Annotated in this window: 29 protein-coding genes; 9 read left to right on the top strand and 20 right to left on the bottom strand. The window is 39.5% G+C overall.

Annotated features, from left to right (window positions below; all coding sequences use genetic code 11):
- Positions 1 to 143 precede the first annotated feature (143 nt).
- From E6W33_RS21945 to E6W33_RS21960, 4 genes are read right to left on the bottom strand one after another with little or no spacing between them, the layout of a single operon-like run.
- Complete coding sequence (locus tag E6W33_RS21945) at positions 144 to 3,725, bottom strand: AAA family ATPase (protein ID WP_136419506.1); 3,582 nt, start codon at positions 3,723 to 3,725, stop codon at positions 144 to 146.
- 3 nt (positions 3,726 to 3,728) lie between these two features.
- Positions 3,729 to 3,956: a hypothetical protein gene (locus E6W33_RS21950; RefSeq protein WP_136419507.1), complete on the bottom strand. Its 228-nt coding sequence runs from the start codon at positions 3,954 to 3,956 to the stop codon at positions 3,729 to 3,731.
- Positions 3,949 to 4,272 (bottom strand): hypothetical protein, encoded by a 324-nt coding sequence (locus E6W33_RS21955; RefSeq protein WP_136419508.1) that lies wholly within the window; start codon positions 4,270 to 4,272, stop codon positions 3,949 to 3,951. The genes E6W33_RS21950 and E6W33_RS21955 overlap by 8 nt, the downstream gene beginning before the upstream one ends.
- A gap of 9 nt (positions 4,273 to 4,281) precedes the next feature.
- Complete coding sequence (locus tag E6W33_RS21960) at positions 4,282 to 4,650, bottom strand: hypothetical protein (RefSeq protein WP_136419509.1); 369 nt, start codon at positions 4,648 to 4,650, stop codon at positions 4,282 to 4,284.
- 412 nt (positions 4,651 to 5,062) lie between these two features.
- Here E6W33_RS21960 and E6W33_RS21965 point away from each other — a divergent pair, with 412 nt between their 5' ends.
- Both E6W33_RS21965 and E6W33_RS21970 read left to right on the top strand, forming a co-directional pair.
- Positions 5,063 to 5,326, top strand: coding sequence for a hypothetical protein (locus E6W33_RS21965; RefSeq protein WP_136419510.1), 264 nt, complete (start codon positions 5,063 to 5,065; stop codon positions 5,324 to 5,326).
- Between the two features lie 16 nt (positions 5,327 to 5,342).
- On the top strand, positions 5,343 to 6,071 hold the full coding sequence (locus E6W33_RS21970; protein ID WP_136419511.1) for a hypothetical protein: 729 nt from the start codon (positions 5,343 to 5,345) through the stop codon (positions 6,069 to 6,071).
- Between the two features lie 100 nt (positions 6,072 to 6,171).
- On the opposite strand, the gene E6W33_RS21975 is transcribed toward E6W33_RS21970, so the two are convergent.
- The 4 genes from E6W33_RS21975 to E6W33_RS21990 are packed head-to-tail and all read right to left on the bottom strand — an operon-like array spanning position 6,172 to position 8,003.
- The gene (locus E6W33_RS21975; protein ID WP_136419512.1) at positions 6,172 to 6,363 is read right to left on the bottom strand and encodes a hypothetical protein; all 192 of its coding nucleotides are present in this window, start codon (positions 6,361 to 6,363) and stop codon (positions 6,172 to 6,174) included.
- Positions 6,364 to 6,370: 7 nt separating this feature from the next.
- On the bottom strand, positions 6,371 to 7,303 hold the full coding sequence (locus E6W33_RS21980) for a hypothetical protein (RefSeq protein WP_136419513.1): 933 nt from the start codon (positions 7,301 to 7,303) through the stop codon (positions 6,371 to 6,373).
- A 35-nt stretch (positions 7,304 to 7,338) separates the two neighbouring features.
- Positions 7,339 to 7,626: a hypothetical protein gene (locus E6W33_RS21985; protein ID WP_136419514.1), complete on the bottom strand. Its 288-nt coding sequence runs from the start codon at positions 7,624 to 7,626 to the stop codon at positions 7,339 to 7,341.
- Positions 7,626 to 8,003 (bottom strand): hypothetical protein, encoded by a 378-nt coding sequence (locus E6W33_RS21990; protein ID WP_136419515.1) that lies wholly within the window; start codon positions 8,001 to 8,003, stop codon positions 7,626 to 7,628. Before E6W33_RS21990 ends, E6W33_RS21985 begins: the two co-directional genes overlap by 1 nt.
- Positions 8,004 to 8,272: 269 nt before the next feature.
- Here E6W33_RS21990 and E6W33_RS21995 point away from each other — a divergent pair, with 269 nt between their 5' ends.
- Positions 8,273 to 9,154, top strand: coding sequence for a hypothetical protein (locus E6W33_RS21995; RefSeq protein WP_136419516.1), 882 nt, complete (start codon positions 8,273 to 8,275; stop codon positions 9,152 to 9,154).
- Between the two features lie 26 nt (positions 9,155 to 9,180).
- Here the strand turns inward: E6W33_RS21995 and E6W33_RS22000 are convergent, their stop codons facing one another.
- The 3 genes from E6W33_RS22000 to E6W33_RS22010 form a co-directional block, all read right to left on the bottom strand.
- On the bottom strand, positions 9,181 to 11,484 hold the full coding sequence (locus tag E6W33_RS22000) for a type IV secretion system DNA-binding domain-containing protein (protein WP_136419517.1): 2,304 nt from the start codon (positions 11,482 to 11,484) through the stop codon (positions 9,181 to 9,183).
- 21 nt (positions 11,485 to 11,505) lie between these two features.
- Positions 11,506 to 11,859: a hypothetical protein gene (locus tag E6W33_RS22005; RefSeq protein ID WP_136419518.1), complete on the bottom strand. Its 354-nt coding sequence runs from the start codon at positions 11,857 to 11,859 to the stop codon at positions 11,506 to 11,508.
- Positions 11,860 to 11,997: 138 nt separating this feature from the next.
- On the bottom strand, positions 11,998 to 13,860 hold the full coding sequence (locus E6W33_RS22010; protein ID WP_136419519.1) for an AAA family ATPase: 1,863 nt from the start codon (positions 13,858 to 13,860) through the stop codon (positions 11,998 to 12,000).
- A gap of 156 nt (positions 13,861 to 14,016) precedes the next feature.
- Between E6W33_RS22010 and E6W33_RS22015 the strand changes: the two genes are divergently transcribed.
- Positions 14,017 to 14,388, top strand: coding sequence for a hypothetical protein (locus E6W33_RS22015; RefSeq protein ID WP_136419520.1), 372 nt, complete (start codon positions 14,017 to 14,019; stop codon positions 14,386 to 14,388).
- Between the two features lie 37 nt (positions 14,389 to 14,425).
- On the opposite strand, the gene E6W33_RS22020 is transcribed toward E6W33_RS22015, so the two are convergent.
- A complete protein-coding gene (locus tag E6W33_RS22020) occupies positions 14,426 to 14,857 on the bottom strand; it encodes a hypothetical protein (protein ID WP_136419521.1) in 432 nt (143 codons plus the stop codon).
- A gap of 183 nt (positions 14,858 to 15,040) precedes the next feature.
- Here E6W33_RS22020 and E6W33_RS22025 point away from each other — a divergent pair, with 183 nt between their 5' ends.
- The 4 genes from E6W33_RS22025 to E6W33_RS22040 all read left to right on the top strand — a co-directional run bounded on the left by E6W33_RS22025 (position 15,041) and on the right by E6W33_RS22040 (position 18,200).
- Positions 15,041 to 16,036, top strand: coding sequence for an ABC transporter substrate-binding protein (locus E6W33_RS22025; protein WP_136419522.1), 996 nt, complete (start codon positions 15,041 to 15,043; stop codon positions 16,034 to 16,036).
- A 4-nt stretch (positions 16,037 to 16,040) separates the two neighbouring features.
- Positions 16,041 to 16,793 carry an ABC transporter ATP-binding protein gene (locus tag E6W33_RS22030; RefSeq protein WP_136419523.1) on the top strand — a complete coding sequence of 251 codons (753 nt, stop codon included), beginning with the start codon at positions 16,041 to 16,043 and terminating at the stop codon, positions 16,791 to 16,793.
- 4 nt (positions 16,794 to 16,797) lie between these two features.
- Positions 16,798 to 17,655: an ABC transporter permease subunit gene (locus tag E6W33_RS22035; RefSeq protein WP_136419524.1), complete on the top strand. Its 858-nt coding sequence runs from the start codon at positions 16,798 to 16,800 to the stop codon at positions 17,653 to 17,655.
- Positions 17,656 to 17,954: 299 nt separating this feature from the next.
- Entirely contained in the window at positions 17,955 to 18,200 is a 246-nt protein-coding gene (locus tag E6W33_RS22040; RefSeq protein WP_136419525.1) for a hypothetical protein, read from the top strand.
- Between the two features lie 46 nt (positions 18,201 to 18,246).
- On the opposite strand, the gene E6W33_RS22045 is transcribed toward E6W33_RS22040, so the two are convergent.
- On the bottom strand, positions 18,247 to 18,606 hold the full coding sequence (locus E6W33_RS22045; RefSeq protein WP_136419526.1) for a hypothetical protein: 360 nt from the start codon (positions 18,604 to 18,606) through the stop codon (positions 18,247 to 18,249).
- 346 nt (positions 18,607 to 18,952) lie between these two features.
- Positions 18,953 to 19,441, bottom strand: coding sequence for a hypothetical protein (locus tag E6W33_RS22050; RefSeq protein WP_136419527.1), 489 nt, complete (start codon positions 19,439 to 19,441; stop codon positions 18,953 to 18,955).
- Positions 19,442 to 19,611: 170 nt separating this feature from the next.
- Here E6W33_RS22050 and E6W33_RS22055 point away from each other — a divergent pair, with 170 nt between their 5' ends.
- On the top strand, positions 19,612 to 19,827 hold the full coding sequence (locus tag E6W33_RS22055; protein ID WP_136419528.1) for a hypothetical protein: 216 nt from the start codon (positions 19,612 to 19,614) through the stop codon (positions 19,825 to 19,827).
- A 42-nt stretch (positions 19,828 to 19,869) separates the two neighbouring features.
- On the opposite strand, the gene E6W33_RS22060 is transcribed toward E6W33_RS22055, so the two are convergent.
- From E6W33_RS22060 to E6W33_RS22080, 6 genes are all read right to left on the bottom strand, one after another.
- Entirely contained in the window at positions 19,870 to 20,160 is a 291-nt protein-coding gene (locus E6W33_RS22060; RefSeq protein WP_136419529.1) for a hypothetical protein, read from the bottom strand.
- 134 nt (positions 20,161 to 20,294) lie between these two features.
- Positions 20,295 to 23,045 (bottom strand): DotA/TraY family protein, encoded by a 2,751-nt coding sequence (locus E6W33_RS22065; RefSeq protein ID WP_136419530.1) that lies wholly within the window; start codon positions 23,043 to 23,045, stop codon positions 20,295 to 20,297.
- Positions 23,046 to 23,416: 371 nt separating this feature from the next.
- Positions 23,417 to 23,734 carry a hypothetical protein gene (locus E6W33_RS22070; RefSeq protein ID WP_136419531.1) on the bottom strand — a complete coding sequence of 106 codons (318 nt, stop codon included), beginning with the start codon at positions 23,732 to 23,734 and terminating at the stop codon, positions 23,417 to 23,419.
- Positions 23,731 to 24,159 carry a hypothetical protein gene (locus E6W33_RS22075; protein WP_136419532.1) on the bottom strand — a complete coding sequence of 143 codons (429 nt, stop codon included), beginning with the start codon at positions 24,157 to 24,159 and terminating at the stop codon, positions 23,731 to 23,733. The genes E6W33_RS22070 and E6W33_RS22075 overlap by 4 nt, the downstream gene beginning before the upstream one ends.
- Before the next feature lie 50 nt (positions 24,160 to 24,209).
- Positions 24,210 to 24,353, bottom strand: a complete 144-nt coding sequence (locus tag E6W33_RS27140) for a hypothetical protein (RefSeq protein WP_168798716.1) — start codon at positions 24,351 to 24,353, stop codon at positions 24,210 to 24,212.
- Between the two features lie 211 nt (positions 24,354 to 24,564).
- Positions 24,565 to 26,160, bottom strand: coding sequence for a DUF5906 domain-containing protein (locus tag E6W33_RS22080; RefSeq protein ID WP_136419533.1), 1,596 nt, complete (start codon positions 26,158 to 26,160; stop codon positions 24,565 to 24,567).
- Positions 26,161 to 26,179: the final 19 nt, after the last annotated feature.

Genomic DNA, 26,179 nt, shown 5'->3' on the forward strand with positions numbered 1-26,179 from the left:
TTTATTTATAGCAAAAGGAAAGTCGTTGTCAATACGAAAGAGGGGAAAATTAAATATTTTTAGATCATGAATTCTTAAGCCTCAAAGAGTTTTTTGAACTATTAGGAAATGAGGAAATAAAAAAAGCCCCGAAGGGCTTTTTTTTAGATGGTCAGTGATTTTTTATTGTTTTGTGCTTCTTTTTGCTTATCTGTTAGCTTATCATCTTCAAATAAACTATCAACATTTGACAGATTTCCAATAGAGTCAAAACCGCTCGTCATCGCTAAACTAGCTTCACCATTGATGACAATGGATTGTTTCAACCTGATTTGCTGCTCTTCCTGCTTGGCTTCAAAGTTCCCAATTTTCTCCATCATGGCTGCAACACGCCTATCAAGAACCTTATAGTCAAATGTCGTTTTCTTGACCTCCAAGACTGTTGAGGCGATTAACAAGTTTTCATACTCGTCCATAGGATGCGATTCAATTTGGAAAAGCTCTTTCACTGCATATTTCTTGATAAAGTTCTTCGCTCTTGCATAGGACCAGTCTTCAACATTTGTGCCTGAATTCTTGAACTCAAAATTTTGATACTCAACATATTTTTTGATTAGTGCTATGTCTTCGGGTAGTGCTACAAGCTTCTTCCTTGCTGTGTCGTTAAGATCGCCTTTCAATCCATCGTGCAAGAAAAGCCCCATGTCCTTCTTGTGCCTGGATAGAGCAACCAACATTGGATTAAGGTTCTGAACCTTGGAGATCACAACCCCAACATAGTCTAAGCTCGCCCCTTGGCTCTTGTGGATGGAGTACGCATAGGCATGTGACATATCTAGCTTCTGATCGGTCGCTATGGTTCTCTCGGCGCCATCGCTCGTTTTGATGGTCATCTTATTGTTTTCAGGATCAACGGCTATCACTTCAGCTTGCTCACCATTCTTCAATCCAAATACCGTGTTCTTTCTCTGCTTGTGGTTTTTGATCACATTACCGAACTTATCAAAAGAGGTTGTTCCTGTTCCCAAGAACATGACCTTATCCCCCTTCATAAATTCTTTCTTACCAAAATCCACGGTTTCAACAGAGACTTCAACAGGCTTTTCTTTTAATTCAGATTTAATTTTCTCCCTGATCGCAATGTTCAACTTGTCAGCAACTTCATTGGTGTCAGTGATGACAACCCTACTTTCCTTGTATTGGGTATCAAAATATTCTTGAACGGCATTGGAAATAGCTCCGTCAATGTCCTTAGCCTTGTAGAACACTTTGCCTTCATCACAATATCTTTTGATTGCAATGTCTCCTTTTTTATCAGAAAGGTCTTGTGTCATCTGTCGTTGCCAATTCTCTTCCTGGCGGTTCACGATGGTTAATTTAGATGTGTTGTAGTTCTTACGGCTTAATGTAGTGAACCCCTGCCCTACCCCGACAGGAGTTAATTGCTCTGTCTGACCCATTGCAATTAGCTTTGGTCGTTGACCTTCGGGAAGCTCGTTGATGTGGTCGCTTAACCTAATCCACATTCTTAAATCGCACATGCCCATTTCATCGGCAATGATTACATCATTTGCAGTGAGCTTTCTCTTACCGCTATCCAAGTCAGTAAGAAGTTTTGCAATGTTTGCCGATTCGTTGGTATCAATGCTTTGTCTTAAATTCTCAGTATTTAATGCGCTTGTGCCAACTGCAATGATGTTGAAACCCTTCTGCTGATAGGCTTCTTTGATGACCTTGCTTGCAAAAGATTTACCTGTGCCTGGTAGCCCTTCAATGATTGCCAAAGCACCTTCCTTGGTGGTTGCATTCACTATTGCATTCACCTGTTCATGTGAAAGCTTCGGAAGCGCTGACTTCTCATCTTGTCTAAGGAAGGTGATTCTTTCCAATGCCTTCATTTTTTCATCTTGAGGAATGTCTTTCTTAATTTGTTCTTCAAGATGTTTGAGTTCATTGATGGCATCAACTTTTGCTGTTAAATCCTCAAAGTCCCTAATTGCTTTTGCCTGCTTCTTCTCATCAAGGGTAGCCAAGTATTCAGGTGTTAAGCGTGCTTTTGTTTTCTCAAACTTCTTCAAGGTGTCTTCAATAATTCCATCATTGAAGGACCTGATAAGCTTCCTAACATCGCTATCGGCAAGTAAGAAATCTTTAGCAAATCGTCTGCTTTCCCATGCTGCAATCATTCTCTTTTCGTTTTCAACCAAGACCTTATCCATAAAAAGAAGATCCTTTTTATATTTTAGCTGTGCATCTTCCTGCTCATCCAAAGAGAGTTTTTTATCTAGCAGCCTTTCATAGTGCTTATCTGCTTCATGAGTTAAGCAACCTGTGAAGTGTCTATCAAAGATTTCTTCAGCTAGTTTTTCAGCATCTATTCTATTGGTATAGGTGATCAGCTTTCTAACGAAGAAACCAACAGCGGCTTCTTCCCTGGTTGCTGCCTGTTTAGAATAGTCATGGAAGCTTTCAATCAATTCTCTTTCGAAGACCTCCATAGACTTGTTTTCATTAGCAAGAGCATCAATCAACCCTTGTCTATTTTTGTTGGTGTCCGCAAATGTCTGAAGTGATTTAAGGTCGTCAGCGGTAACGCCGTGTTCCTTACCAACCTCTCTCCAAAGCTTCTGAAGCTCGCTTAATGACATTTCTGTTTTGCCGTTCTTGGTCTTTAGTTGTGCCAATGCCTTAGCATCAATGCTATCGGTATCTCCGCGAAGTTCGGGACCGTCATCAACAATTGACCCATTCTCTTCCAGGTATTTAGCAACACCTTCATTAGCTTCAGCTTGGATTTCTTTTGATCTTTGACTGAAGGTTTCCACCAATTTTTTTAACTTATCTGGAATCTTGATGGTGTGGGTTAGAACACCTCTCTCAGTCTCTTTTTTGTGGGGGTTCTTCTCAACCTGGTCAGCTTTCACATATACAGCCTCAGTTTCAAACCCAAGCTCTTCCCTGTCCATTTCAGTAACCAATGAACAAAATAATTGGTTGTAGTAAGCCTTTCTTTTCGCAATAAGAGAATTATCTAAGGAATAGTAATTTCCATCCTTATCAATGGCTGTGTTCATCACAATTAAATGGTCGTGGTCAAAGGGCTCAGGAAGTCCACCTTTTGGCCCGCGATTTTCACCATGAGAATTTTGAACGGCGATGATTCCCGCGCCTCTCTGTTCTTTCGTAATCCCGTTCTCAGTTATTCGAACAATCGCATCCTTCTCCATTTCCTTGACAACCATAGCCAAAGCACGGCTCTTGATGGTCATCATCTTCTTGTAAAGCTCAGGATCAAGAATGGCGGCCTGGGAGGAAATAACTGAGCGTTCTTTGGTGGTGGTAAATAAAATTTCTAGTCCAACTCTTCTGTCGTCCTTCGGATCTGTCGGGAACTGAATTTCACCATTAACAACATCAAAAGCTTTATCGTTTAATTTTTTTGGATTGTTGCTTAGGTCTGCATTTGCCTCATAACCGGCACATAGCTTTCTAAAGCTTTCAGGATCGACAATCGCTCCCTCCAATCCAAGGTTTTCGGCAATCCTCCCGATGTAAGTAGGAGCAAGAGGATTCTTGGAAACCTTCTCTTGAACTTCAGGAAGCTTCATTAGCTCATCATCTGCCAGGCTGGCATGTTCAGGGAAAAGCTTCCTAGCATCTGCTATGAATTGTTTTTGGTAGTAGTCAATTTGGTCCATAAAATACTGACCTGACTTTATATTTTGATAGCCTTGAATAGTTGACATGATTTAGCCCCTTAAATGAATTTCCATAAGAAGGTTTAGAACCTTGTCTTGTTTTTCGTGCAAGCCCTCTAGCAGTCCCATTTGTTTAGAATACTTCTTATAAAACTTGAGTGCTCTTCTGATCGCCTCGGTTTGATTGGACATATCTTCTTTCTCCAACACAAAATCTAAAAGCTTGTCATCCTCTTTTGAGAATTTGATGTGGATGCTTCTTGTATTGTTGTTATTCATCTTCTGCTCCTGCTAATAAAAGTCCCTTAAGGATCTCGTTGTTTAATTTTTTTTCTGAACGGGTAAGCCTTACCTTTTGAACGCCTCGTATGTAAGCCCAAATTACATCATCAATGTTTGATGCTAACTCAGGGTATTTCTTAACTTCCCCGTTTGTTTCAAAGCATAGCTCTCCATTTTCCACAAGTATCTTTGCCGCCTCTAGCATGTCGCGGACCTGTTTTTCAGAGTAGTTCTTGGCTCCAAAATATCTGTCTAGACCGTCTATTGATTTTCGTAGCTCCCTAATCCTGGTTGGTGATGTTTCCTTCTTCATAGCCGTTCCTTACAGTTTTATTCTTTTTGTGATGGCTGCTTGCTTCACTGCCAACTCACTATCCAATTTATTCTTCAATCTCACTGATTCAAGAGAGTTAAGAAATTCTTCAGTGGTGCATTTCAATGCGCACTCAAAAAAAATCGGCAACTCATCATCCTCAAGCAAAGCGACGATTCTTGTTGCAAGTCTCGGCTCGATATCATCGAAGGCAGAAATGAAAATGTTATTTAATTTTTCCCTTAAAGTTCGGCCGGTATCTTCTTCAATTCTATTTTGAGCCACTGAGCATGTTAAATATATGTAGTCATGCACGAATGGTGTGCGCAATTTTTCAAGCTCTGACAAGGTAGTTAAAATTTCATTCAATTCATTCATCTTCATTCCTTTTTTTATTGTTCTTATTAAATTAATACCGGATTTAAAACAAAAATCAAGGTGTACACCTAAACATTTTTTAAAAAGAAGGTGTTCAGATAGGTTTTACGGGGCTTCGCAGAAGCACAATACGAGACACGAAGTGTATTGAGTAGGGTGCTGAGAAAAACAAATTGCCGTTGGAGCCGTTGGAAATTAATCCAAATGAAGTGGAATGAAACCAAATAAATTGAAATGAATATGAAATGAACTATAGATGAAGATGGAATGAACACAAAACTAAACCGAATGAACCAAAAATTAATTGCTATGAAGCGGCAATGAAGAAGAAATTAATCCAAATGAATTGACAATGAAAAAAAATCCAATATATTGATATAGAGAACAACTATAACAATAAAGGTGGGTAAAGATGAACGAATTGAAAACAAAGGTGGTAGGTGATGCGCTAAAAATAAGAAGTGCAAGCATCACTAAAATAATAAGGGATAACAAAATTTATTTGATTACACTGATTGAAGTGTATAAAGAAAACAGGCTCAAGCCTGGCTACTCAGGAAGTGTCTATAAATTGATTAGTGATGCCTTGGCTTATCGTGGCATCTATAAAAGAAGTGGTGAAAAAATCGGAGCGGAAGAACTTACAACGATATTCGCTAGACTTCGCAAAGAATAAAAAAGGAGAAACAAACATGAACTTCACTGACATAATTAATGAGGTCAAAGACCGAACAAAAATTGATGGTAGCCAAATCACTATCACAGAATTCTTCAATAAGCATTACGATGACCTGTCATGGCTGATCGAGGCGAGCCGTGCTGACAAGAGCATCTTGGTCATCGGTGACAAGCAACTGAAGGCATATGAGTTCATTGCACTGAAGTGTGAGGAAGCTGAAGACTTCCCCATGAAGAGGAAGGGTAAGCCCTTAACTGAGAGTGAGATATGCAAGTATCTGAACATCGCTCGTAGCAAACGAGGATTGGCAAAAAAACGAGGTGTGGCGGCTCCCCCTGCTCGTCATAGTGTGGTTGCACCTATGCCAAAGGCTCTAAACGAGGCTATACGGGCTTCAAATCCTGTTCCTGTCGTACCTGGAGCAACCTCCACAAAAACGGCTGTAGAGCCTTCTATGTCGTCCGTAATCGTGGCTAAGACAGTGGACCAGATCAGAGCGGAGGGAATGACAGATGTGGTGTGGGCTAAGCTGCTTGATGCGAAATACAACATTCATAAATCAACAAGCATCCCTTGGACACAAGAGCTAGCGGACTTCGAAACGATCCTCTATCACCATGCCCCGAAAAAATTCTTAGACATTTCTGATTCAACGGTAGGAAAAAATAAGGTTGGAGAATTTAGTTTCGCTGACATTTATAGATTTATCTGTAGAGTAAAAAAATTCAACGAAATTATATAAAAAAGATAAACCCCAGCTAAAACCAAGAAACCCTCCAATTGAGGGATTTCTTTTTAGGTAGAATTCATTTAAAAAAACCAAAGCCCCTTTCGGGGCTTTTTTATTTTAGTAGTCGTTTTTTCATGTCCTCCTTATCTATTGAACCGTCATCAAGCATCTTTAATAAAAGCCCTACCAATAACGATTTTGAAATGTACATCTCTTTTGAATATTTTTCCAAGACAGGATCAAAACGATCATCAACCTTAAGTGAAACAAACTTTCTTGGAGCATCTAGAATTGGTGTGCGCATAATAATTTCACTCCCAATTCAAGATTTCTTTTACGATGTGTGGGAAGCCATTAGGTCCAACAAATAATTTTCTAATTTTTGCTGAAAAAATGTCCTCTTTTCCATTCGCATATTCTTTAGGAATGTTTGCTTCAATCGGCTCATCTTCCTCCACATCGTAATAATGGGAAAACGGAATATTGTCATCTTGAATGGCTGTCAAAACCTTCGCATCAATGTATGCAGTTTTGAGCAATTTAAATCTATTTCCTAAAGCCGCTAATCTTTCATACTCTTCAGTCTGCAAGAATGCTTCATAGCTCAAAGATGGTGTGTCAGTCTTAGGGTTGTAGATGATGACGAACTTAAATCTTTCGTTTAGGCTTTCGTAGGTTCCTGTGAATGTGAAAGTGTCCAATGCGAGATTGATGCTCGTTAAGCTTTTCTCTTCGTTTACAGGAATCACAATCACATAGTCTTTTTTAGAACGCTTTAAAAAGAACGCCTTCTCATCATCAACAACTTCACCATCTACACTTTCCCCCTTCTCATAGAGATTGTTGAAGATAGTGATGCCCTGTCCTGGGAAGTCAAACCAAGATACAGGAACCTTCTTTTTTAGGCTTGCAATGAATTGCTCTTTGATCTCGGCGTGCTGCTCTTTTGAATAGCCGTTTTGGTTAAGAATGTCGAACTGTTGAACACCAAGCAAAGCATCTTGTTTTGATGGATTTTGCTCAGGTTTTCCAAAGCTATCTTTCTGCCCCATTCTATTTAATGTTGCGGTCGCTTTGGTATCCATTAGATAGGCAGCAGTTTCAATCGCTAACTTTCTTGATTGGTCAATGCCGTTCGTTGTTATGTGACTTTTTCCGCTTCCGCCCTGCTCAGAAAGAACAAGAACATTCACATTTCTTTCAGATAGCTTGTCCATCAGTTTGCTTAATAATTTTTTTTCCATTTCGTTTCTCCTATTTAGTTATTGTATGGATCGTCTTAATATTTAATTTTTTCTATGTTTTCTGGAATGAATGTTGGGTTTCCAATGCACATAGGAACATTTGTTTTTGTTTCATCCCAAGACCATTTCAAAGTTCGTTGGCAATAAATTTTGCCCTTGTCGCCAATGATCATTGGGGTCGCATCGCGGCATGTAGCACAAGCATTCAATTTAGGATTTGGCAAAGAATTCTTGAACAGTTCAAAGATCGGCAGAACCTTCTTTTCTAGTTCGTCCTGGATCTCTACCTGGTCTGTAGCCTTCTTCTCAGTGTTTTTATTCATTACTTATCTCCCCAATCGCTTTCAATCGCTTGCAAAACTGCTTCTTCAATCAAATACATTTGGTTGATACCAGTTGAACGCTTTTTATTTTTCAAGTGCTGTCTAATATCGTCGGGAAGATTCAGGCTGTGCCTATAGACCTTTGAGGTTCCAAAGTCTCTCTTCCCGTTGAACAGCTTCCAATCGTTTTCAATTGCAATGTCAAGAGCCGTGGTAATCAAAACTTTCATCGTTACACCCGACTTTTTGCACTTCTCTCGCAAACCATTTATAGCAGTCTCATGGAAAGAAAGATTATGGGTATATCTTGGGCTGTTATTTCGTTTGTATTTTTTCTCAACCAATTTATTCTCCTTTTTATCGTTGATTTTCTTCATCCTTTTTTAGTTATATTAAATTAAAATTATTTGTCAATACTTTAAAGGAGAAAATTAAATATTTTTTTGGTCGATAAAAATACCGCATTTGACAACTGATTTTATTCTGCTAATTTGTTCTTGCTATCACGGTTATTGTTATAAATCGTTTTTCCTTGTGTTCATGCTGATAGTAAAAGCCCCTTAATCGGGGCTTTTTTTATTTCGGGTTGAAATCAATTATTTATACGCTATAAGAAAAGAGTGTATTTAATAAAAAGGAGAACGACATGAATACATTTGATACTATAAATTTTGGAAAGAAAGATGGTGTTGAAGTCTTCCACGACGAACAAAAGAATGAAGTGGTCGTTGTGGCGCCGAACCAATACGACTTGATATGGCAATTGAAGGGAAAGACTGAAGACGGAACGCCCTATTCCGATCAGGTCGCTTGGAACAATACAGACAGGCTCACTGAGCTTTCATTCTTGGCTAAGAAGTCCGTAGATGAACTTCAGAAAAAAGCCGTGCTAGTCATCCCTGCGGGCAACCTTGAATCATCTGACAAGCAGAAATTCTTTAACAGTAAGGTCAACAAGACTAGGGAAAGGGTTCTAGAGGCTGCTACTGAATACAACAGCTTCTTCTATAGGAAGGACCAGGACGGAACCTATAGGAGCAAAACCACTTCGGATAAGGTCGAAGAATTTCTATATAAAGCAGCGTTTGAACAACCTGGTGAAAGGCAACCGTCCTTCCACTTCGCAAAAAATGACAAAGACAATCCTATTCTTTCAGGTGAAGTCGCTCATGTCGGAAAATATTATGTTGTTCTTTACAGTGGCTTTGGTGAAGACAAGATAAATTTTGATGTGGTGAATACGGGAAAATTTTTGAAGGGTGATCAACTAAAAGAACAAAACAGAGAAAAGGAAATGCAAAAAATTCTTTCTGTCGGTGAGAAAGTTTTCATTGATCGCGACAAGATGGGCAATGTCATTGAGGTTTCAAAAGAGCCTATCCCATTAGAAAAGAATCATCCTGAACTTGCGGCAGCCGCCAAAGTTGAAAAACAGACTGAGGAAATAAAGTTGAAAGAAGAAAAAGCTAAACAAGATCCCCCAAAAAAGGAGCAGAAGCAAAAGAAATCAACACGATTGAAGATTTAAAAAATAAAGCCCCTTTCGGGGCTTATTTATATAATTCTTCGTTCATTTATTCCCTGCCATTGATTCATCATGTTGGGCAAACTCGGCACTCTGTAAGTTTCGTTCAACCAATCCGCGCGTACTGGCTCACTTCGTTTCGGATAAGTCAGAAGTGGTATTTCCAAGAGAAAGACAGGATTTAATCCGCCGGCAATGTAGCAGTATTTGATTGTCTTGGTTGGCAAGTCCACCCCTAAATAATTGAACTCATCGGGCGTCATAACCTTATTTTGGAGTTCCTTGGGGCTCTCACTTGTGGACTTGCCCCCTGCTCCCCAAGATGTTGTGCGATCAGGTCGTTTGATTGTGGCTTCGCCAACTAACCTTGAATACTTCTCATTGGTTTCACCGTCATTTGTTCCTAACAAAAATATTGAGCCGACATTTGAAGTTAAGAAGTTTGTCCACTCTTTTTTGTAGGTATCTTCAAGTTGGGCCAAGTCCTGGAAGGCAAGGCTAACTGACACTCCGCGGCTACGGAAAAGAGCCAAAGCTTTAGAAGTGAACTTCTTGATGTTCCCGTAAGATTGGAATTCGTCAATGATCAAAAGAAATTGTCTTTTATCGCTGTCTTCCAACTCACCTAAAATAATACTTGAAGAATAGTCCAAGATACCTCTGATGAAGCTATCAGTAAGTGTCGGGAATGCTTCGGATGGCTTCAACACTAGAATCTTTTTTGATGGTTTTTCATCCAAAATCCAATCTCTAATGGACAACCTTTTTTGATTTTCAATTTCGTCCCATTGTTTAGCATAGTGGACGACATTCGCGCACAGATCAGCCCATGCCCTTACTACTTCACTGTTTGAGGCCACACCTTGAAATATTTCTTGTTCATCCTTATCCAATGTGTGTGCGGAGATGATTTTTTTAATTTGCTTCTCAACGGGCATTTCCAGATACTGAGCCAAGTGCTTCCATGCCCAAACCTTTTCTTTGCCAGCTTTGTTATTCAATGCCTTCACTAGACCTTTGAACATATTAGCTTTGAACTGTGCTTCGTTCTTGGATGGATTTCCTTTACCTTTGTTCTCTTCCGCTTCATCGTTATCATTTCTCATTTCATCAACGATAAAATTCAAATACAGATCACTTCTCAATGCTCGTGCTGTGGCTTGGTAGATAGCTCCTTTAATATTAAAGCCATCAAATACCCTTGAGATTTGAATTAAATCCTTAGTGTATGTTCCGATGTTGAACATGACACTTGATAGCGTTTCTTCGTGAGCATTAAGAATTTGCATTGATTCAGGGTAGAACTTTGTCAGTATCGGTTCTAGTTCTTCGCCTGACTTCATCAGCATGTAAGCAAGCATTCCTGCATTCCAGGCTTTAGGGGCAACACCTTGGAGGAACACGGTTGCACCTGTTCCCACTGCAATGGCAGCTTCCGGCCAAATATCAGCATTTTCACTGACAGGGATTTTTCCCCTCCAAAAAGATTCAGCGACTAGGTTGTTATAAATGTCCGCTGGCATATCCCAAGCAATAGAGCCCTTTTCATGGGGCGCCCATCTCCACATGTCTTCCTCAGCAAACAGGGTAGCGTAATCGCCTTTGGGCGTATCCGCGATGAACATCTTGACATTTTCCCCATTGCGAATTTTTTGGTATTCCTGGGAGACAAGAATATATTTGATGGATTGAGATTTACCTCTACCTGTTCCCCCTGTGAAGATGTGATGTTTTGTTCTTACATCTTCGGGAATTTCGATAACATCGCCTCTATCAACCTCATCAATGCTTGTCTCATTGGGGTTAAATTTTCCGCTACGGCTCGCAAGAATTAGCCTTGAACTAAATTGCTTTTTTTTCCCGATCATGCGGTCAAACGCTTGTTTGAGGAATTCAAAAGCCTCTAAGCCTTCTAGCTTTTTCTTACCTCTAATAACCTGAATTCCGGTTCTTACTTTGAATGCTGATTTGAAGACAAAGTAACCGCATATAAAGCCAAGAACCAAGGGAGTGAATACAAGGACCTGGTATGTCCCTGCGACCCCTGCAATCATCGCTTGCTTGTCCAGGGCGTTATAGACCCTGAAACCATCAGAGACAAAGCCGCTGCGCAGTAAGCCAAAGAAGAAATTCCAATAATGAAAAGCCATCAAAAAAGGATGTTCAGGGATTTGAACGGGATACATTCTTAATGTCAGCAACAAGGTAATTGAAACGACAAAAAAGAAAGTGGTTGACGAAAGATAGATTGCTGCCTTCAGGCTTCTAAATTTAATCGTTGGATCGCTCGGATCGTTTTCTAATGGATATACTATTTTTATTTGCTCTTTCATAGAGTCTCCTTATTATTTTTCTTAAATCTTAACTGCTAACTGTTTTTTACTTTCGCTTATGAGAAAATTTTCAAAACTAAATTTTATTAATGCTCGCTGAAGGTCTTGAAATATATCCAACCTTCTTAGCCCAATATCACATTCTTCTATTTTTTTATCAAGGGCATCAATTAAGAATTCCGTCAAACCCTGCTGACTTTGAATTGCTTTATTCACCTCAACGACATTTGAGTTGACCAAAATTTCTGTGATCAGTGAGAGGCATGATAAGAAAGGATTTTCATAAGCAACATCACTATCAATCACCCCGTAATGAGAAACTATGTTTTTTATTATTATTGTGTTATGCATGCCAGTCTGTCCAAATTCTTTCATAGCCCTTCCCTTTTTAATTTTATTGTTGCTAATATATTTATAGTAAATTAAAATTTATTGTCAATACTTTTTAGGGAAAAATTAAATATTTTTTACGGCACGGCGAAATAAAAAAGCCCCATCGTCGGGGCTTTGCTGTTAGAAACCAATTTTGTTTTTTGTTGGCTCTTTTGCTTTGTCAAAGTGGGACAGACTTACTTCTATTTTTTTATTTTCTTCTTGAAGCTTATCTAGTTCTTCCTTTGAGTGTTCAAGCAATACTTTTGACACTGCACTTGAGATTTTTCCTTTCGCAACCCTTGGAGCATCATCCAAGAGCCAAGAAACAACCTCTTCATTGAGGGTGTCCATGAACACTGAGCAATCACAGATTTCATTCTTGTAGATGTTCTGAATGATCTTCTTCTGTTCGTCCTGGTTGGGCCTCTGAATGTGGAAGATGCGGAATCTTGTTTGCAATGGATCAGGAAGGCTATCTAAGCCGTTTGCACAAGCGATGAAGATCATCGGGGATATGTCGACAGGACACTCTACAAACTCATCAACAAAGGCTTTAGCACTGCCCTCTTCTAGAAGCTGATAGAGAGCGTTTAAGGGGTTGTCGGCCGCGTCCTGTGATGACTTGTCCACCTCATCCAACAAAACGATTGGAGACGCTGTAGGGCTGTCTAACATCGCTTCAAATATCTTTCCTGGCTTGGCGCCCTTCCAAGATGAATTCAAGCCGTTTAAAACCCAATATGTTGATGTTGATGCCATGTCAACATAACTAAACCCTGTGTTCAGCTTGCTTGCTAAAGTTCTAGCAAACATGGTCTTGCCTATACCTGGTTCGCCGGTTAGCAAGATCGGTTGAAAGCGGTTCTTGTCTGCTAGGGCATTGAAGCGAAACTGAGACTTATAGAACTGAATGACTTCTCTGAAGTTTGGGAACTGATTCTCCAACTCATCAAATACTAATTCGTTTTGAGCAAATAACTTTTCCTTGACAGGATCGCTCTCTAAAATTCTTCTGTAGTGCCTTGATGAGTCTCCGTCCTCGTTATTCTTTGGAACCTTTGCAAGAATTCTTTTATCAAACCATTTATGGTAATTCTTCCCGACTCTAAAGTCTGCGATCGGAAGGCTAACTTCCATTCCTTGTGTCTCTTTTATATAGCACTCGGTTAAATACTCGGTTGCAATGCGATGCTGGTCTGGACTGTCTTCTTTAAAGGACTGTATGGCAGAAACATTTAGAAGGTGAAGACTCCTTGCCTTAGAAACCTGATATTTTTCTTCCAACCTGGCTTCCACCTGGTCAAGATAACGAATTATTTTATTCCTCAAAAAGTCGGGTGCGCTGCTATTGCCTTTGTAGAAGTCAACTATCTCATCCACATCTTTAAAGTCGAAATCATCCTCAAGGTAGGACTGAATATAATTTTTAATGCAGAACAAGCCGTTATCATCAGGATATAGGCGTGGCGGTTTGGCTGAATATTTCAATGCGAGTTCATCTACAGTCTTTTCCACATCATTAAATATTTTTTCCTCATCCTCAAGGATGCTTTCCAGCTTCACGCCAGCATTAGCGTTGTTTTCTTCTTTTTCTTCAGCCTCCATAAAGACATTTATTTCACTGTCTTCGCCATCATCATCATCATCATCGTCAGTTCTTTCCACTCTTTTTATAGCTTCTAATCTATACTCTTCAGCCACCATTTCTTCAGTTGTTTTATTTAAATCACCTGTCGTAGTGCTTTCGGTTTGATTTGCGAAGGTGTTAGTTTCTTGTTCTTGCACCTGGTTGAACAGATTGACACTGTTGCTACCTTCGATTTCTTTGTCCCTCTCATCATTCAAGCGGCGAAATTCTCTGTTCACATCATTGATGAAGGATACGATTAGGAAGAACCAAAAAAAGACGGTGTAACCTATCAAGTGAAGTATTACGGCATACAGTTTTTTAGATAAGTATTTTCTGTTGAGGCTTTCTAACTCAGTCGGCTTTGAAAACATATTTGCTCCTTTTGTTATTGTTTTGAATACCTATAGCAGATAGATTCAACATGTCAATACTTTTAAGGGGCAAATTAAATATTTTTGAAAAAATATTGATTTTGTTTTTTGAATTACTAATATAAGTATCGAGCACAACTACAATAAGGAGAAACGATGCTTAATAACGAAATTAAAAACGAAAAGATAGCCAAATATGTTGGTGAAAGAGATTTTGGGAGGGCGAACGAATTTCAAACCTATCTAAATTTCTTTATAGAAAACCATGATAAGTTTGAAGAGGTCTTGCTAGATAAAGAAAAGTTCTCGTTTGGGAATGGATTGAAGAAGTATGAAAGGCTCTCAGCTTATATTGCGGAAGAACATAATATTTGCTGGAAGGATGGCGAAAACATCCCTTCTTCCCTGGTTAGCAACCTACATAAATTGGCCCGAAGAGAAAAGGAAGCGAACATGCCTAAGAAAGTGAAGCTACCTGAGCATGATACGGTTTTCAGGATCTACCATCCCGACGATGATTGGGAATAAAAAAGAGCCCCTTTCGGGGCTTTTTCTTTTTCATATATCACCCTGCACAAACTTGATAACTTACATAGTATGGAATGCTCCATCCATAAACTGTGCAATCGCTAGACTGGAAATTTCTCACAGTTCCGGCTGGCATAGATGAAGTGTTATTCGCATAGCAGCTACTCCAAGTTTTCATTTCTGTAGTAGTGGCATATCTATATCTCATCTCATTCACAGTTTGATAGCTTGAGCATTGAACGGTTCCATTTTGGGTTACATAGGTTGTTTGAGTCGGCTGTGTTATATAAACAGTCTGATTAGGGATAGCTACAGCATGAGATACACCATTTGATCCTGTGCTTGATCTTTGTTGCATAGCCTGGTTAATACGAGCAAAATTTGGTGATGTGCTATCACCGGCTACAGGTGATGCCAAAACATTAGCTGATAATGCTAATGCGACCAACACGATAAATCTCTTCTTCATAACATTCTCCTTATTATTGTTGTTATATATATTATTTAATAAATTTTAATGGCAAAGTCAATATTATTTGGTTAAATATTTGCATATTTTGTCGTTTAGATTTTTTAATCAAATAATATTGACTTTCAAAAATCTTTTTCTTATAACTTAAAATGTTCATATAACAACTATAAGGAGAACAATATGAAAAGAACTAACAAATTAAAAAAAATCGCTTTATCTTTAGCATTGACAGGTTCATTCGTCGCGATGGGTTCAGCGCATGCTGAGACAGGCAAGGTTGTCTTTGCGTATCAAACAGGTTGGGCATACTTACCTATCCATGTGATGAATGAATTGAAATTGGTTGAGAAACATGCAAAAGCTCTTGGTGTGAATGTCACTACTGAATATAAAGCACTTGGCACACCTGGCATGATTAACGATGCGATGAATGCAAACCAAGTGGACTTCGGGACAGTTGGCATCCCTTCCTTAGTGACCCTCAACGACAAGACTAAGGGGCAATACAAGGCTGTAGGAGCAATCGTTGACTTACCTATGTACCTAAACACTACTGCGTCATACAAAAGCATCTGTGAGTTCAAAGAAGGCGACAAGATTGCTCTCCCAACTGTGAAAGTATCTGTCCAGGCAGTGACCCTACAAATGGCAGCAAAGCAGCAATGCGGCGACCCATACAAGTTGGACAAGTTCACCATCTCTTCTACCCATCCAGACGGTTTCACTTCTCTAATGTCAGGCAATGTGATTGGACACTTCACCAGCCCTCCATTCCAGTATTCAGAATTGAAAGACAAAAAAGTTAAAACATTGGTGAGTTCTTACGATGTTCTAGGAGGTAAGTCCTCATTCATCTCTTTAGTCGGAAAGCAGACTTTTGCAGATGCTAATCCAAAGGTCCAGAAAGCAGTATATGAAGCCTTAGTAGAAGCCCAAGAGTGGATCAACAAGAGCAAGATCGATGCAGCAAAACTCTACTTTAAAGTGGAACAGCCAAAGAATCAGACAATGGACGAAGTTCTAGGTCAGCTTACTGACAAAGAAATTGAATTCACAGCAGTTCCACACGGAATTGAGAAGTATTCAAAGTTTATGAATGAAATCGGCACTGCAAAGAGCAACGCAACTTGGAAAGACTTGACCTTCCCAGCAGTTCATAACAAGAAAGGTTCTTAATATCATGGATAAACGACTATCAACAGAAATACAAGAAAAATCACCTCTACTTCAGGTAGTTGGGGCGACAGTCGTTTATTCCACCAAGACTTCAAGAAATACGGCTAACTACCGTGTTTCCTTTGAAGTGGAGGAAGGGAATATTGTGATGTTTCTAGGTCATTCAGGTTGTGGAAAGACCACTTTACTCAATGCAATCGGTGGCTACCTTCCAACGGCAGAGGGCGAAATTCTTTTGGACGGTAAAAAGGTTGTTGGTCCTGGACCTGATCGCATGGTTGTATGGCAGGACACTAACCAACTCTTCAATTGGTTGACTGTTCTTCAGAATGTGGTGTTTCCTCAAGTTAGTAACGGCATATCAAAAGCCGAAGCGACGGAAAGAGCTGTCCATTTTTTGCGCAAGGTAAAGCTTATGGACCATCTGAAAAAGTATCCACATCAACTTTCAGGTGGTATGAAGATGAGAGTTGCGATTGCAAGAGCCTTGGCAATGAAACCGAAGATGCTTCTTATGGATGAGCCATTCGCTGCCCTGGATGCTCTAGCAAGAGAACAACTACAAGACGAAGTATTGAAAATTTCCAAGGAAGAAGGAACAACGATTGTATTTGTGACCCATGATATTAAGGAGGCCGTGAAAATGGCAGACAAAATTATTGTACTATCCAAGAATCATGGTCAGGTCAAAGCAATCTTCCGTGGCAAGCAAGAAGGACTAGAACAGAAAATAGAAGAACTAATAAAAGGAGAATAATAAAATGGATAAAGATTTAATATTTGACACTGAATCGGTAAGGATTGAAGACACAAGCAGAGAACTTAATTTTGTTGAAAAACTAAAAGAAAACCAAGTCTTCAGGAAGATGATGATTCTCGTTGTACTAGCAGGACTATGGGAGCTTGTAGCAAGATATGTGAACAATCCAATGATGCTCCCTACCTTTGTGGACATTACTAAAGCCCTAGTGGAGAGTCTCATGACAAAAAATCCTGAGAACGCCTTAGCGGGTTATTTCGCCAACTCAATGACAAGTTTATTTAGTGGTTTCGGTCTAGGGGTCTTAGTAGCAGTCATTGCTACAATTTTTGCAGTGAACTCTAGGATTGGCGAAGACATTTTGCACACCATAACAGCATTGGGAACACCACTGCCGGCCGTAGGGGTTCTGCCTGTTGCGATGTTGATGTTTGGCTTGACCTTCAAGATGGTTCTCTTTGTCGGTGCATGGGCGACCATGTTCCCTGTAGCACAGAACATGTTCATGGGCTTCAAGACCTCTTCAAAGACCATCTTGAATGTTGGGAGGAACATCGGCCTGACTGGTATCGCCTACACACTGAAGGTTCGCATCCCTGACACCCTTCCCTCCATCCTCACAGGCTTGAGAACAGGCTTCTCCAACGGTTTTAGAGCCCTGGTAGCCCTAGAGATGGTGATCGGCGCAGCAACAGGCTCAGGAGGCTTAGGATGGTTCATAATGAACGGAAAAAATCAAATGGATGCACCGACAGTCTTTGCAGGATTGTTCGCAACAATGTTCGTGGGTATTGCCATTGAAGCGTTGTTTGGATTCGTTGAAAAACACACCACAAAGAAATATGGAATGATGAACTAATCAAAGAAGCTAGAACGAATAGAACAGAGCCGACTTAAATAGTTGGCTTTTTTATTTCTCAAATATATTTAAATTTTTAACCAAATGATATTGACTTTGACTTTTTAAAGCGCTATAAGTATATTATAAAAACAACATAAGGAGTTAAAATGAAAAATTCATCACAGAACAAAATCAAATTCTATACTTTCGTTCTCTACGGACTCGCAACATTTGTTTGTGGCGTCGCTGGAACTGTGGCAGTTGAAATGATCCATAGAATTTAAAATAATCCATAACAAAAATAAAAGGAGATTAATATGTCAGAAAGAAAGGAAAAACCTAACGGGCTTCTATGGAACAACTACTACAATTCCCCATCAAACTTCAATGTGCTTATCGTTTCGGTTCTCGCTGGATTAGTGGTAATGGTGGGAACAATTGGAGCAGCCCGTTTTGCAGCTAATTATCATAGTGAGCAGGTAGCAAAGAAGTGGGAAGCGGAATATCGTGTTAAGGTGCAAAAAGAAGCCAAAGAAAAGGCTGATTTGCCTGCTAAGTATTAAGAACTAATTTTATTCCAATGAAAAAGCCCCGTTTGGGGCTTTGTTTTTATGTGTTCAACACCAGAGATAATTCTTTGACTCTAGTATGATCGATCTCTAGGTTCTCAAGCATAGAAATTAGAACCGAAGCGATTTTGTATGCTGGCTTCTTTAAATCTGCGGATAACCTAGCAAGCTTTTCCGCATCTTTTCGATTGGCGCCAATCCTGGTGTCCACCTGGTTCCTCATCTCAGGCAAAAGCTTCTTCACTCGCTCAACATCGATTTCACCACTCTCTACCATTGCCAACAAAACTGATATAACCTTATAAGCTGGAATATTCAACGCGACAGCCAATTTTGAAAGTGCGTCTTTGTCGTGGCTAGTCGCTCCAATCAGGGTATTTTTTTTATTATCCTTTCTCATCGTCTGCTCATCCCCTCTTATTTTGTTTGTGGCTACGCACATTCGTAAGCTGAAGGTCCAGGCATTGACAAATAATTGTGTTGACTGATAGCCCCGTTGATTTGGCAACATCTTGTAGTGTTTGTTTTTGCATCGGAGTGACACGAAGATTTAATTGAGCACTTCGCACCTCGCTTGGATTCTTATAGTTAGACATTTAATCTCCTTTTTTATTTTACTGTCTGAATAACTTATAAGAAAATGCCTTTTTAAAGTCAATAGTATTTGATTAAAAAAATGATAGGTTTTGCAGACAGCAAAAAGTAAAAAAGCCACCTCGCGGCGGCTCTTGTTGTTCCTTAAGAATTTACTTTGCGAACAATGGTATCCACTCGCTTTTTCTTTGCATGAAATCCGACACCGCACACAATGATCTGTGTTTGATTTGGAATGCTCTAAAAGAAAATTTAAAGGCATTTGCAAGGCATACCGTCGTAATCGTTAATGCACTTACGGCGCCCAATAAATTTCCATCAAATACATAGCCTAATCCTACCCCGGCACATGCAAGCGCAAAAACAACAGATACATAAAAAGTGATAACAAAATTATTGTAGTTCTTTTTTAAGTCCTCATCGGTTACGCCGTGTCTTTGAACAGCTTGCTCAAATGTCTCTTTACGGGCGTTCTCAATGTATTTTTTTGGGGTTAATACAAGTGATGCCATCTGCTTAAAATAGTTGTGATTCTGTTTGATTGCTTCTACACCGGCCGTATTTTTAACTGTGCCGACAATGCTTCTAATTTCATTGCGAACTGCATTTTTGGTAGTCTGAAAGATTTTTTTAAATATCATAATAATTCTCCTATAGTTATTATTATTTTCATATAACTAATATATTAAAATAAAATTTAAAGTCAATACTTTCTTGGGAAAAAAATAATACTTATTTGCACCATCTTCGTATTGACATTTTTTTTAAATCTAATATAAGTTATAAGCAATAACAAAAAAAGGAGATTAAAATGCATGACATTATTGAAGATGACGATATGATTGAGGACGAAAGCCCTGAAAGCGATCCTGATTTCGCAATCGCAGCAATTTATGTGGATATCGCTCTTTGCTTGAGTGATTTGAAGAATTCTGTTGATGGCGAGACTAGAAGAACGGCGAGAGAACTTGCTGAGTTGCTTGCAAAGCTAAGAACCTACATAGATGCGAAATCAAAAAACCAATAAAAAAAGCCCCTTTCGGGGCTTTACAATTTTCAACGAATTTTTTTACAGTGTTACGGTCGGCTGATTTTCACAAAGTTCTTTCATGACTTTTCTTGAATGCTGTGATTTCTCAGTAAATTGTGATTTACAGGCAGGATTTTCTATTGTGGTTTTCTGCTTCATGATTTCATCCACCATATGACCATTGTGGATTTTTTGGGCAACACAATAGAAAAGCACAAGACACAAGATAGAAAATAACAACCACTTTACTGTGGTGAAAGCGATCTCTATCATCTTGCCAATGCCAACTAGAATAAAATTCGGCTTATTCTTTATTGCTGCTGTGCTCATGTTATTGCCCTCCTTACTTGTACCCTAGCAAAAATCTATGTGCGCGTCAATACTTTTTAGAATGAAAATCACATATTTCTTGACTTCAAAGACAAGTAAAAAAGCCCCTTGCGGGGCTTCCTTAATTGATGCTTTTATTTCTTAAGCATTTTTTCTAAAGCTGTGTCCATCGCCTCACTCACACCAACATTGTTCTTCTCTGCATAACCTTTCACGATATTCAAAGAGTCACCGATTTTGTCCTTGATTTGTAGTGGTGATAAACCTTTCGCCTGGTAGAAGCCATGAACAGATTTAAGCTGTTCAACACCTTTTGTGAAGTCTGAACCGGCCAAGCTGCCATCTGATGCTTGTGATAAGTAATCCGCTGAACCTGCTCCAAATTTTTCATCTAGCGCGCCTGAGAATGCTTTTTGATGTGCTTCACCGAAAGACATGCCTTCGTCCAGGTTGCTGACTAGATTCTCCCTATAAGCTTCCGCATCAGAAGTATCTTTACCACCCAAAGTGTGATTTGCCTTGTCTAGTGTCGACTGTATCTGCTGGCCTTCTAGTGAATTGAAAAGCTGAGGATTAGGACCCGTAAATTTTCCAATGTTAGCTAAAGCTTTCCCCACTATGTTAGAACCGTTTGAACCAAGATTTTTGTTGATAGCGCTGGAAGTCGCGTCATGCTTTTCACCAACTCGTTCTAGCTCTTTGGCACTTCCTTCCATATTCTTTTGCTCATTCTTCTTCATCTCGTTATGCTCACCAAATTTCTTATTGGAGAGATTTTTCAAGCCACCACTTAAAGTGTTTCCAATATTATTGGTTGCCATGCCTATTGCACCTGAAGCAAGCGCACTTGCTCCGGCAGCACCATTCATTTGACTAGCTGAAGAACTGAAATCACTGCCTGAGTTAGTTACCCACTTCAAGACGCTATCAGGAATTTCATGAATGAGATTGAATATTCTCTTAATTACAGAGTATGTAACTATGCCGTATAGCACGCTTGCAAAGATTGTGCTTGTCAACATTACGAATATGTTTGAATCTTCAGATAGTGAAATGAATGTGTCGTTAAAGATTGCGGCAACATAATTCCCCATGATTGGCAATAGAATAATGCTCACCGCGGTTCCGAAAACAAGCAAGGTTGGTTTCAAAATTAAGTTTAACAACAAGCGGTAGCCTTGAGCTCCACTGCCAACCATGTCATCACCTTTTCCCGCAAGGTGCATAACTGCCCAAACAGGTGCGATTATGATTGCTTCGACACACATGACAATCCATCCGATGATTGCGGAAATCAATAAAATTGTCGGGGTGAACGGTATGAGGAATGAGCAAATAAAACCGCCCATACTCAGCATAGGAACAAACAACATTATTGTTGAGCCAATAGCAGCAGTAACCCCGCCTCCGATACCTGGTATAGCATTACCTGCCACCATAGCAACAACACCACTAGCATAGCCTGCCCCTGCCCAAGACAACATGCTGTTACCGATTCTCTTCAATGCCATCAAAGGATGCTCATTTGGCTGGAATAGCATTGGTGTTTCACCGCCTGTGAACAGTGATTTCACTGCTAAATTCCAATTGAAGTTTGGATTAATCATGTCAGTGACTGAAAAACCTGATCCCTGGTTGTTTGAACCTCCGCTTTCAAAAGATATTCCGTAAGCCTGTCCACGCTGGCTTTTGGTAATCACCGCCATCATGTTGTTATAAGACTGAATATATTGGTCTTTGAATACACCGCCATTGATGGTTGGTGCAGTTGTGGTTGGGACTTTTGCCATACTTCTTTGGATGAGATCGTTGAGTGAAGCCATCTTGACATAGAAATTTGCCATCCCAACAAATCCATCTTGGCTGGCGTTTTCTGAGACTTGTTTGAACTCGTCAATAGCAAGAATTTCGCTTGTTGCTTTGTCTCTTACTGCCAACTCATATTTATTGATAACCGCGTCTATAGCTGCTGGATCAACTGCACCACCATTCACAATCGATTGTGCCTGTGACTGCATTGAACCCATCATTATTGATAATTGGTTTAATTGTTCAGCATTAATGTTCGCTAATCTTTGCTTGCTTTCTGCAAAAGAGGTTGGAGAGGACCAAATTCCTGTTTTGACAGGGTATTCAAGTACATCTTTATCTTGCTGTGCCAAGACTGTGATTGTTCCGCAAGCGTCCTCTTTGAACCCTGCTCTTGCCTGGTCGCCAAATTGATAAACTGTGTTGCCTCCAACGGTAGTTTTGTTGATACTGAAACTGCTTCCACCGTTTACCCAAGTTGCGTCTGGATCTTTCAAAGCTTTTTTCATCGCTTCTACACAAACATAATTCTTTAGGATGCCATAGCCTAGCTGACTTGAATCCTGGCGAACTAATCCAACAGAAAGACTTTTGCCTATATTGTCGGCAGAAACGAAGGTTGCCCAAGCTTTGTCTGCCATACCAATAGACATTGCAATAACCCATCCAACGATAAGTTGCATTGTGCAATAACCCCCTCCCACGACAGGAAGAACTAATGCAGAACCGACTGCTGTTCTGATCGGAAACCATGCACTATGTAGTTTCTTGCCTAGAACCTCTCCATCATGAGCGGTTCCAATTATTCCGATGATTAGAGAATATGATGTTAGTAACCCACCAATAATTAGCACGGCAGAATTGAAATATTTGATGATAGCTTCCATCGGATCGCCGGCCGACGGTCCGAAGGTGCCTAGATTTCCGAATATGCTTGCAAGCAAGACCATCGCTTTTGAGCCTGCTGCGGGGGTGAATTGACTCATATCCCCTGCTTGAGCTTGAGCCATCATCGGCATTAGGCTAACTACTAAGCCTAGCGCGATAAGGGACATAACTTTTTTAAGATTTTTCATTGTTTCTCCTTTTATTATTATTGTTATACTTTTACTTATAGCAAAAGCAATATTAATGTCAATATTAAAAGGAGGAAAATTAAATATTTTTTTGATTTTGAATTAAAAAAGCCACCCCGAAGGATGGCTTAAAAAGGTATATGCTATTTAAATTTATTTTGATTGTTCTACCTCCTTTGTAAAGTTGAGTTTGCCTACGAAGTGATAAGCCATTAAACCTAAAAATAGGTATAGACCTAACACATAGAAATTTACAACCTCCTTCGGATAGAATTTTATCAGTGCCATTGCTGAGACAAGCACTAATGCCCTTCCTGGCGCCGACATATTTTTAAGTTTAGAAATTAAGTTCTTCATCATTTTAGATCTCCTTATTGTTTCTTGTTGTTTGTTTTTATTTTTAATTCTAGCTCTTCAAGCGAACATAGAATATCTATTGCGTCTCGCAATGTTGCGGGGTCGTTCAGGTCGTGTCCTTCCATTTCCATAATTACCGCTTTCATGTCGACGATTGATTTAGACAAATCTCGCTTGAACCGAAAGGCTCTTTGAACTTCTGCTTTCAGAATCATTTCGGGATCGACATTAAAGATTAGGTAAGCAAACGCTTGTTTAAAGCATTTCCAACGAACGGCGAACGGTGCTTTTCGCGTTTTGTCGTTTCTTTTACTTGTATAACTTGAACTCATATTTTTCTCCTTGTAGTTATTGTTTTTACTTGTTCTTTTCTTGACAGTGCTTCGTTCAGCATGTGTGCAAGCAATAATTTCTTATACTCTTCGTTGAGTGAACCTTTCACTCTAGCCTTGACCCCTAACTTTATCTTTTCAATTACATCAGCCATCAGGTACATTTTCATCATGTATTTTGGGTTGGCCTTTTGAAAGGATTTTGTAAGGTGAGGATTGAACCTTGTATATGATGGTTTGGGAAAGTGTTCCCGAATGACTCCATCGGTAAATATCTCTTTCAACTCTGTCAGAGTGATCGCTTCTTCTTTTTGAAGCCCAAGACTGTTCAGATAACTCAACCTAGCTTGGCTCTGCCTTCTCGCCTCTTCAATCCTTTTTTCCTTGTCTAATCGTTTTTGTTCTTTCTTAGTTATCTTCTTCATGGTTTGCCTCTATTTTTTTCTTATGTTAGCAATTCATGAGTGAAAAGCAATTACATGATTGATTCTTTGATTTCAGCAACTCTATCAATTGCAGCCTGAAGGCAATCAAAAAATACATTGGTCAATGCCTTGTTGCGATAGATGATGTAACCCAAGATTGTTGCTGTGGATAGAATTAAATATGAAGTAGTCATTTTGATTTCCTTTTTTATTATTGTTTATATAACTATTAAAGCAAAATAAATTTTAATGTCAATACTTTTTTGGCTCAAATTAAATATTTTTTACATAAAGAGAATTCTGAAGACCCTTAAAGAGTTCTTTGAGGGTTTTTCGCGTACATATTTACAGTGTTTGGACGAAAAAAAGCCCCAAACTTGGGGCTTAGTGTCTTCTAAAATTTAATTACCACTCATATTTTAGATTTACAAAGAGAATTTTTTGATTACGAATGGTTCTTCTTTGCTCATCGAGATCCCTCAGCTTGTTTCTTACCTTCTTCCAAAAATTCACTGAATTGTTTGCGTGGAAGCCATTCACTTCACAATATTCTGTATAGTCGGTGTAAACATCGCCTTTTTCTTTTTGATAGATAGGCTGTGAGGTATCTACCGCCAATCCAACATGCTTGATGAACTGAAGAACATTGTCACTTGCAACCTTCTTTTCTTCTTTTTGTGCATCAATCGCGCTTGTATCAAACCCCTCCCTTTCAAGCAGTCTCATCAAGCCGGTCAAACACCAATCCAACACAATACGAAGTTCACTCTTGATGATCTTCTTCTCAAGGTCACGGATGATTTCTTTTCCTGCAAACTCAACCTCCCATTTGAAGATTTGCAACCTTCTCCAAATGCCGTTGGTGTCATCCTGAAGGATTGGGAACTGATTACAGCTAATAATCCATTTAGCTGTAGGTCTGTAGTCAACAGAGTTCTCAAACAATGCTCTAACACTCAATAAATCGCCTGAGATGCATTTCTTTAGTGTTTGCTCATTGATCGCTTTCTTCGGTGTCTCAGGTGAGATAACAAGACTTGCTCCAATGAGCTTATTAAGTTCGGTCGGGGTCAGGTTGTCCAAGTCAACTGAACGAGAGTTCTTGTGAAGTGCTTCCATGATGGCGATGAGCACTGACTTGCCGTTTGAGCCATTGCCCTCCCAAACCTGGGCAACCTGGAACGGCAAGCCCTTCATCAAGGTATAGCCACAATATTCCTGTAGAAGTTCTCTTATCTGTGCATTGGGCATTGATGTCTCAATGAACTGCTTGAATAGCGATCCTTCGGGTAGCTGTGATGGTTTATAAATCTCAACGAACTTCTTTTTGCCGTTCTCGATCCTTTCTTCCATGCGTTCCGGCATGCTGAAGTATTCAAGTATTTCGTCATTGGCAGTAATGTCTAACACTTCGCATCTTTCAATGCTAATGTCTAAGGAATAATCAACAAAATAGTCCTTGGTGGGGTTGATCACCTCAATCTTGTAAGTGTCGGGATTCACTCTTAGCCAAGCATTTTTCAATGGAATGATGGTTTCAGTTGGCTCATCAGGAACTTCAGGAATCTCGTATTTCAAACAGGCCATGCAGCTTTTTGCATTTTTTTCGTTTGCATATGCCTTTTCTTTGCGCTTCAACCAATCCCAAGCGAAACCTTCCCCAGCCACTTCCTGAAGTCTGTTCCAAGAACTTCCTTGCCATTTATATAGTAGGGAATGCTTTTCAAAGGACTGTTTTCTCAAGTCCTCGCTATCTTTATGTGCTTCAACAAATTTGATTTGAACACTATCTTCTTTAGTGAACTTTTTGGCAGCAACTTTAGTTTTCTCTTTTTTAGCGTCGCTTTTTGTATTCGCATCTTTTTTGATCCCGAAACGAACTTTTGTCACTGTTCCAGCTTCAGGAGATTTTTCTTTTTTGACGGAAGAGCGAGTTTTTTTTGCTTTTGCTTTTCCAGTGTCGATATTGACAACAACATTTTTATTTGCTACATTTTCCATGTAATGCCTCTTTGCGTTC

Source organism: Herbaspirillum sp. ST 5-3 (assembly GCF_004804275.1).
Taxonomy (GTDB): Bacteria; Pseudomonadota; Gammaproteobacteria; order Burkholderiales; family Burkholderiaceae_D; genus Noviherbaspirillum.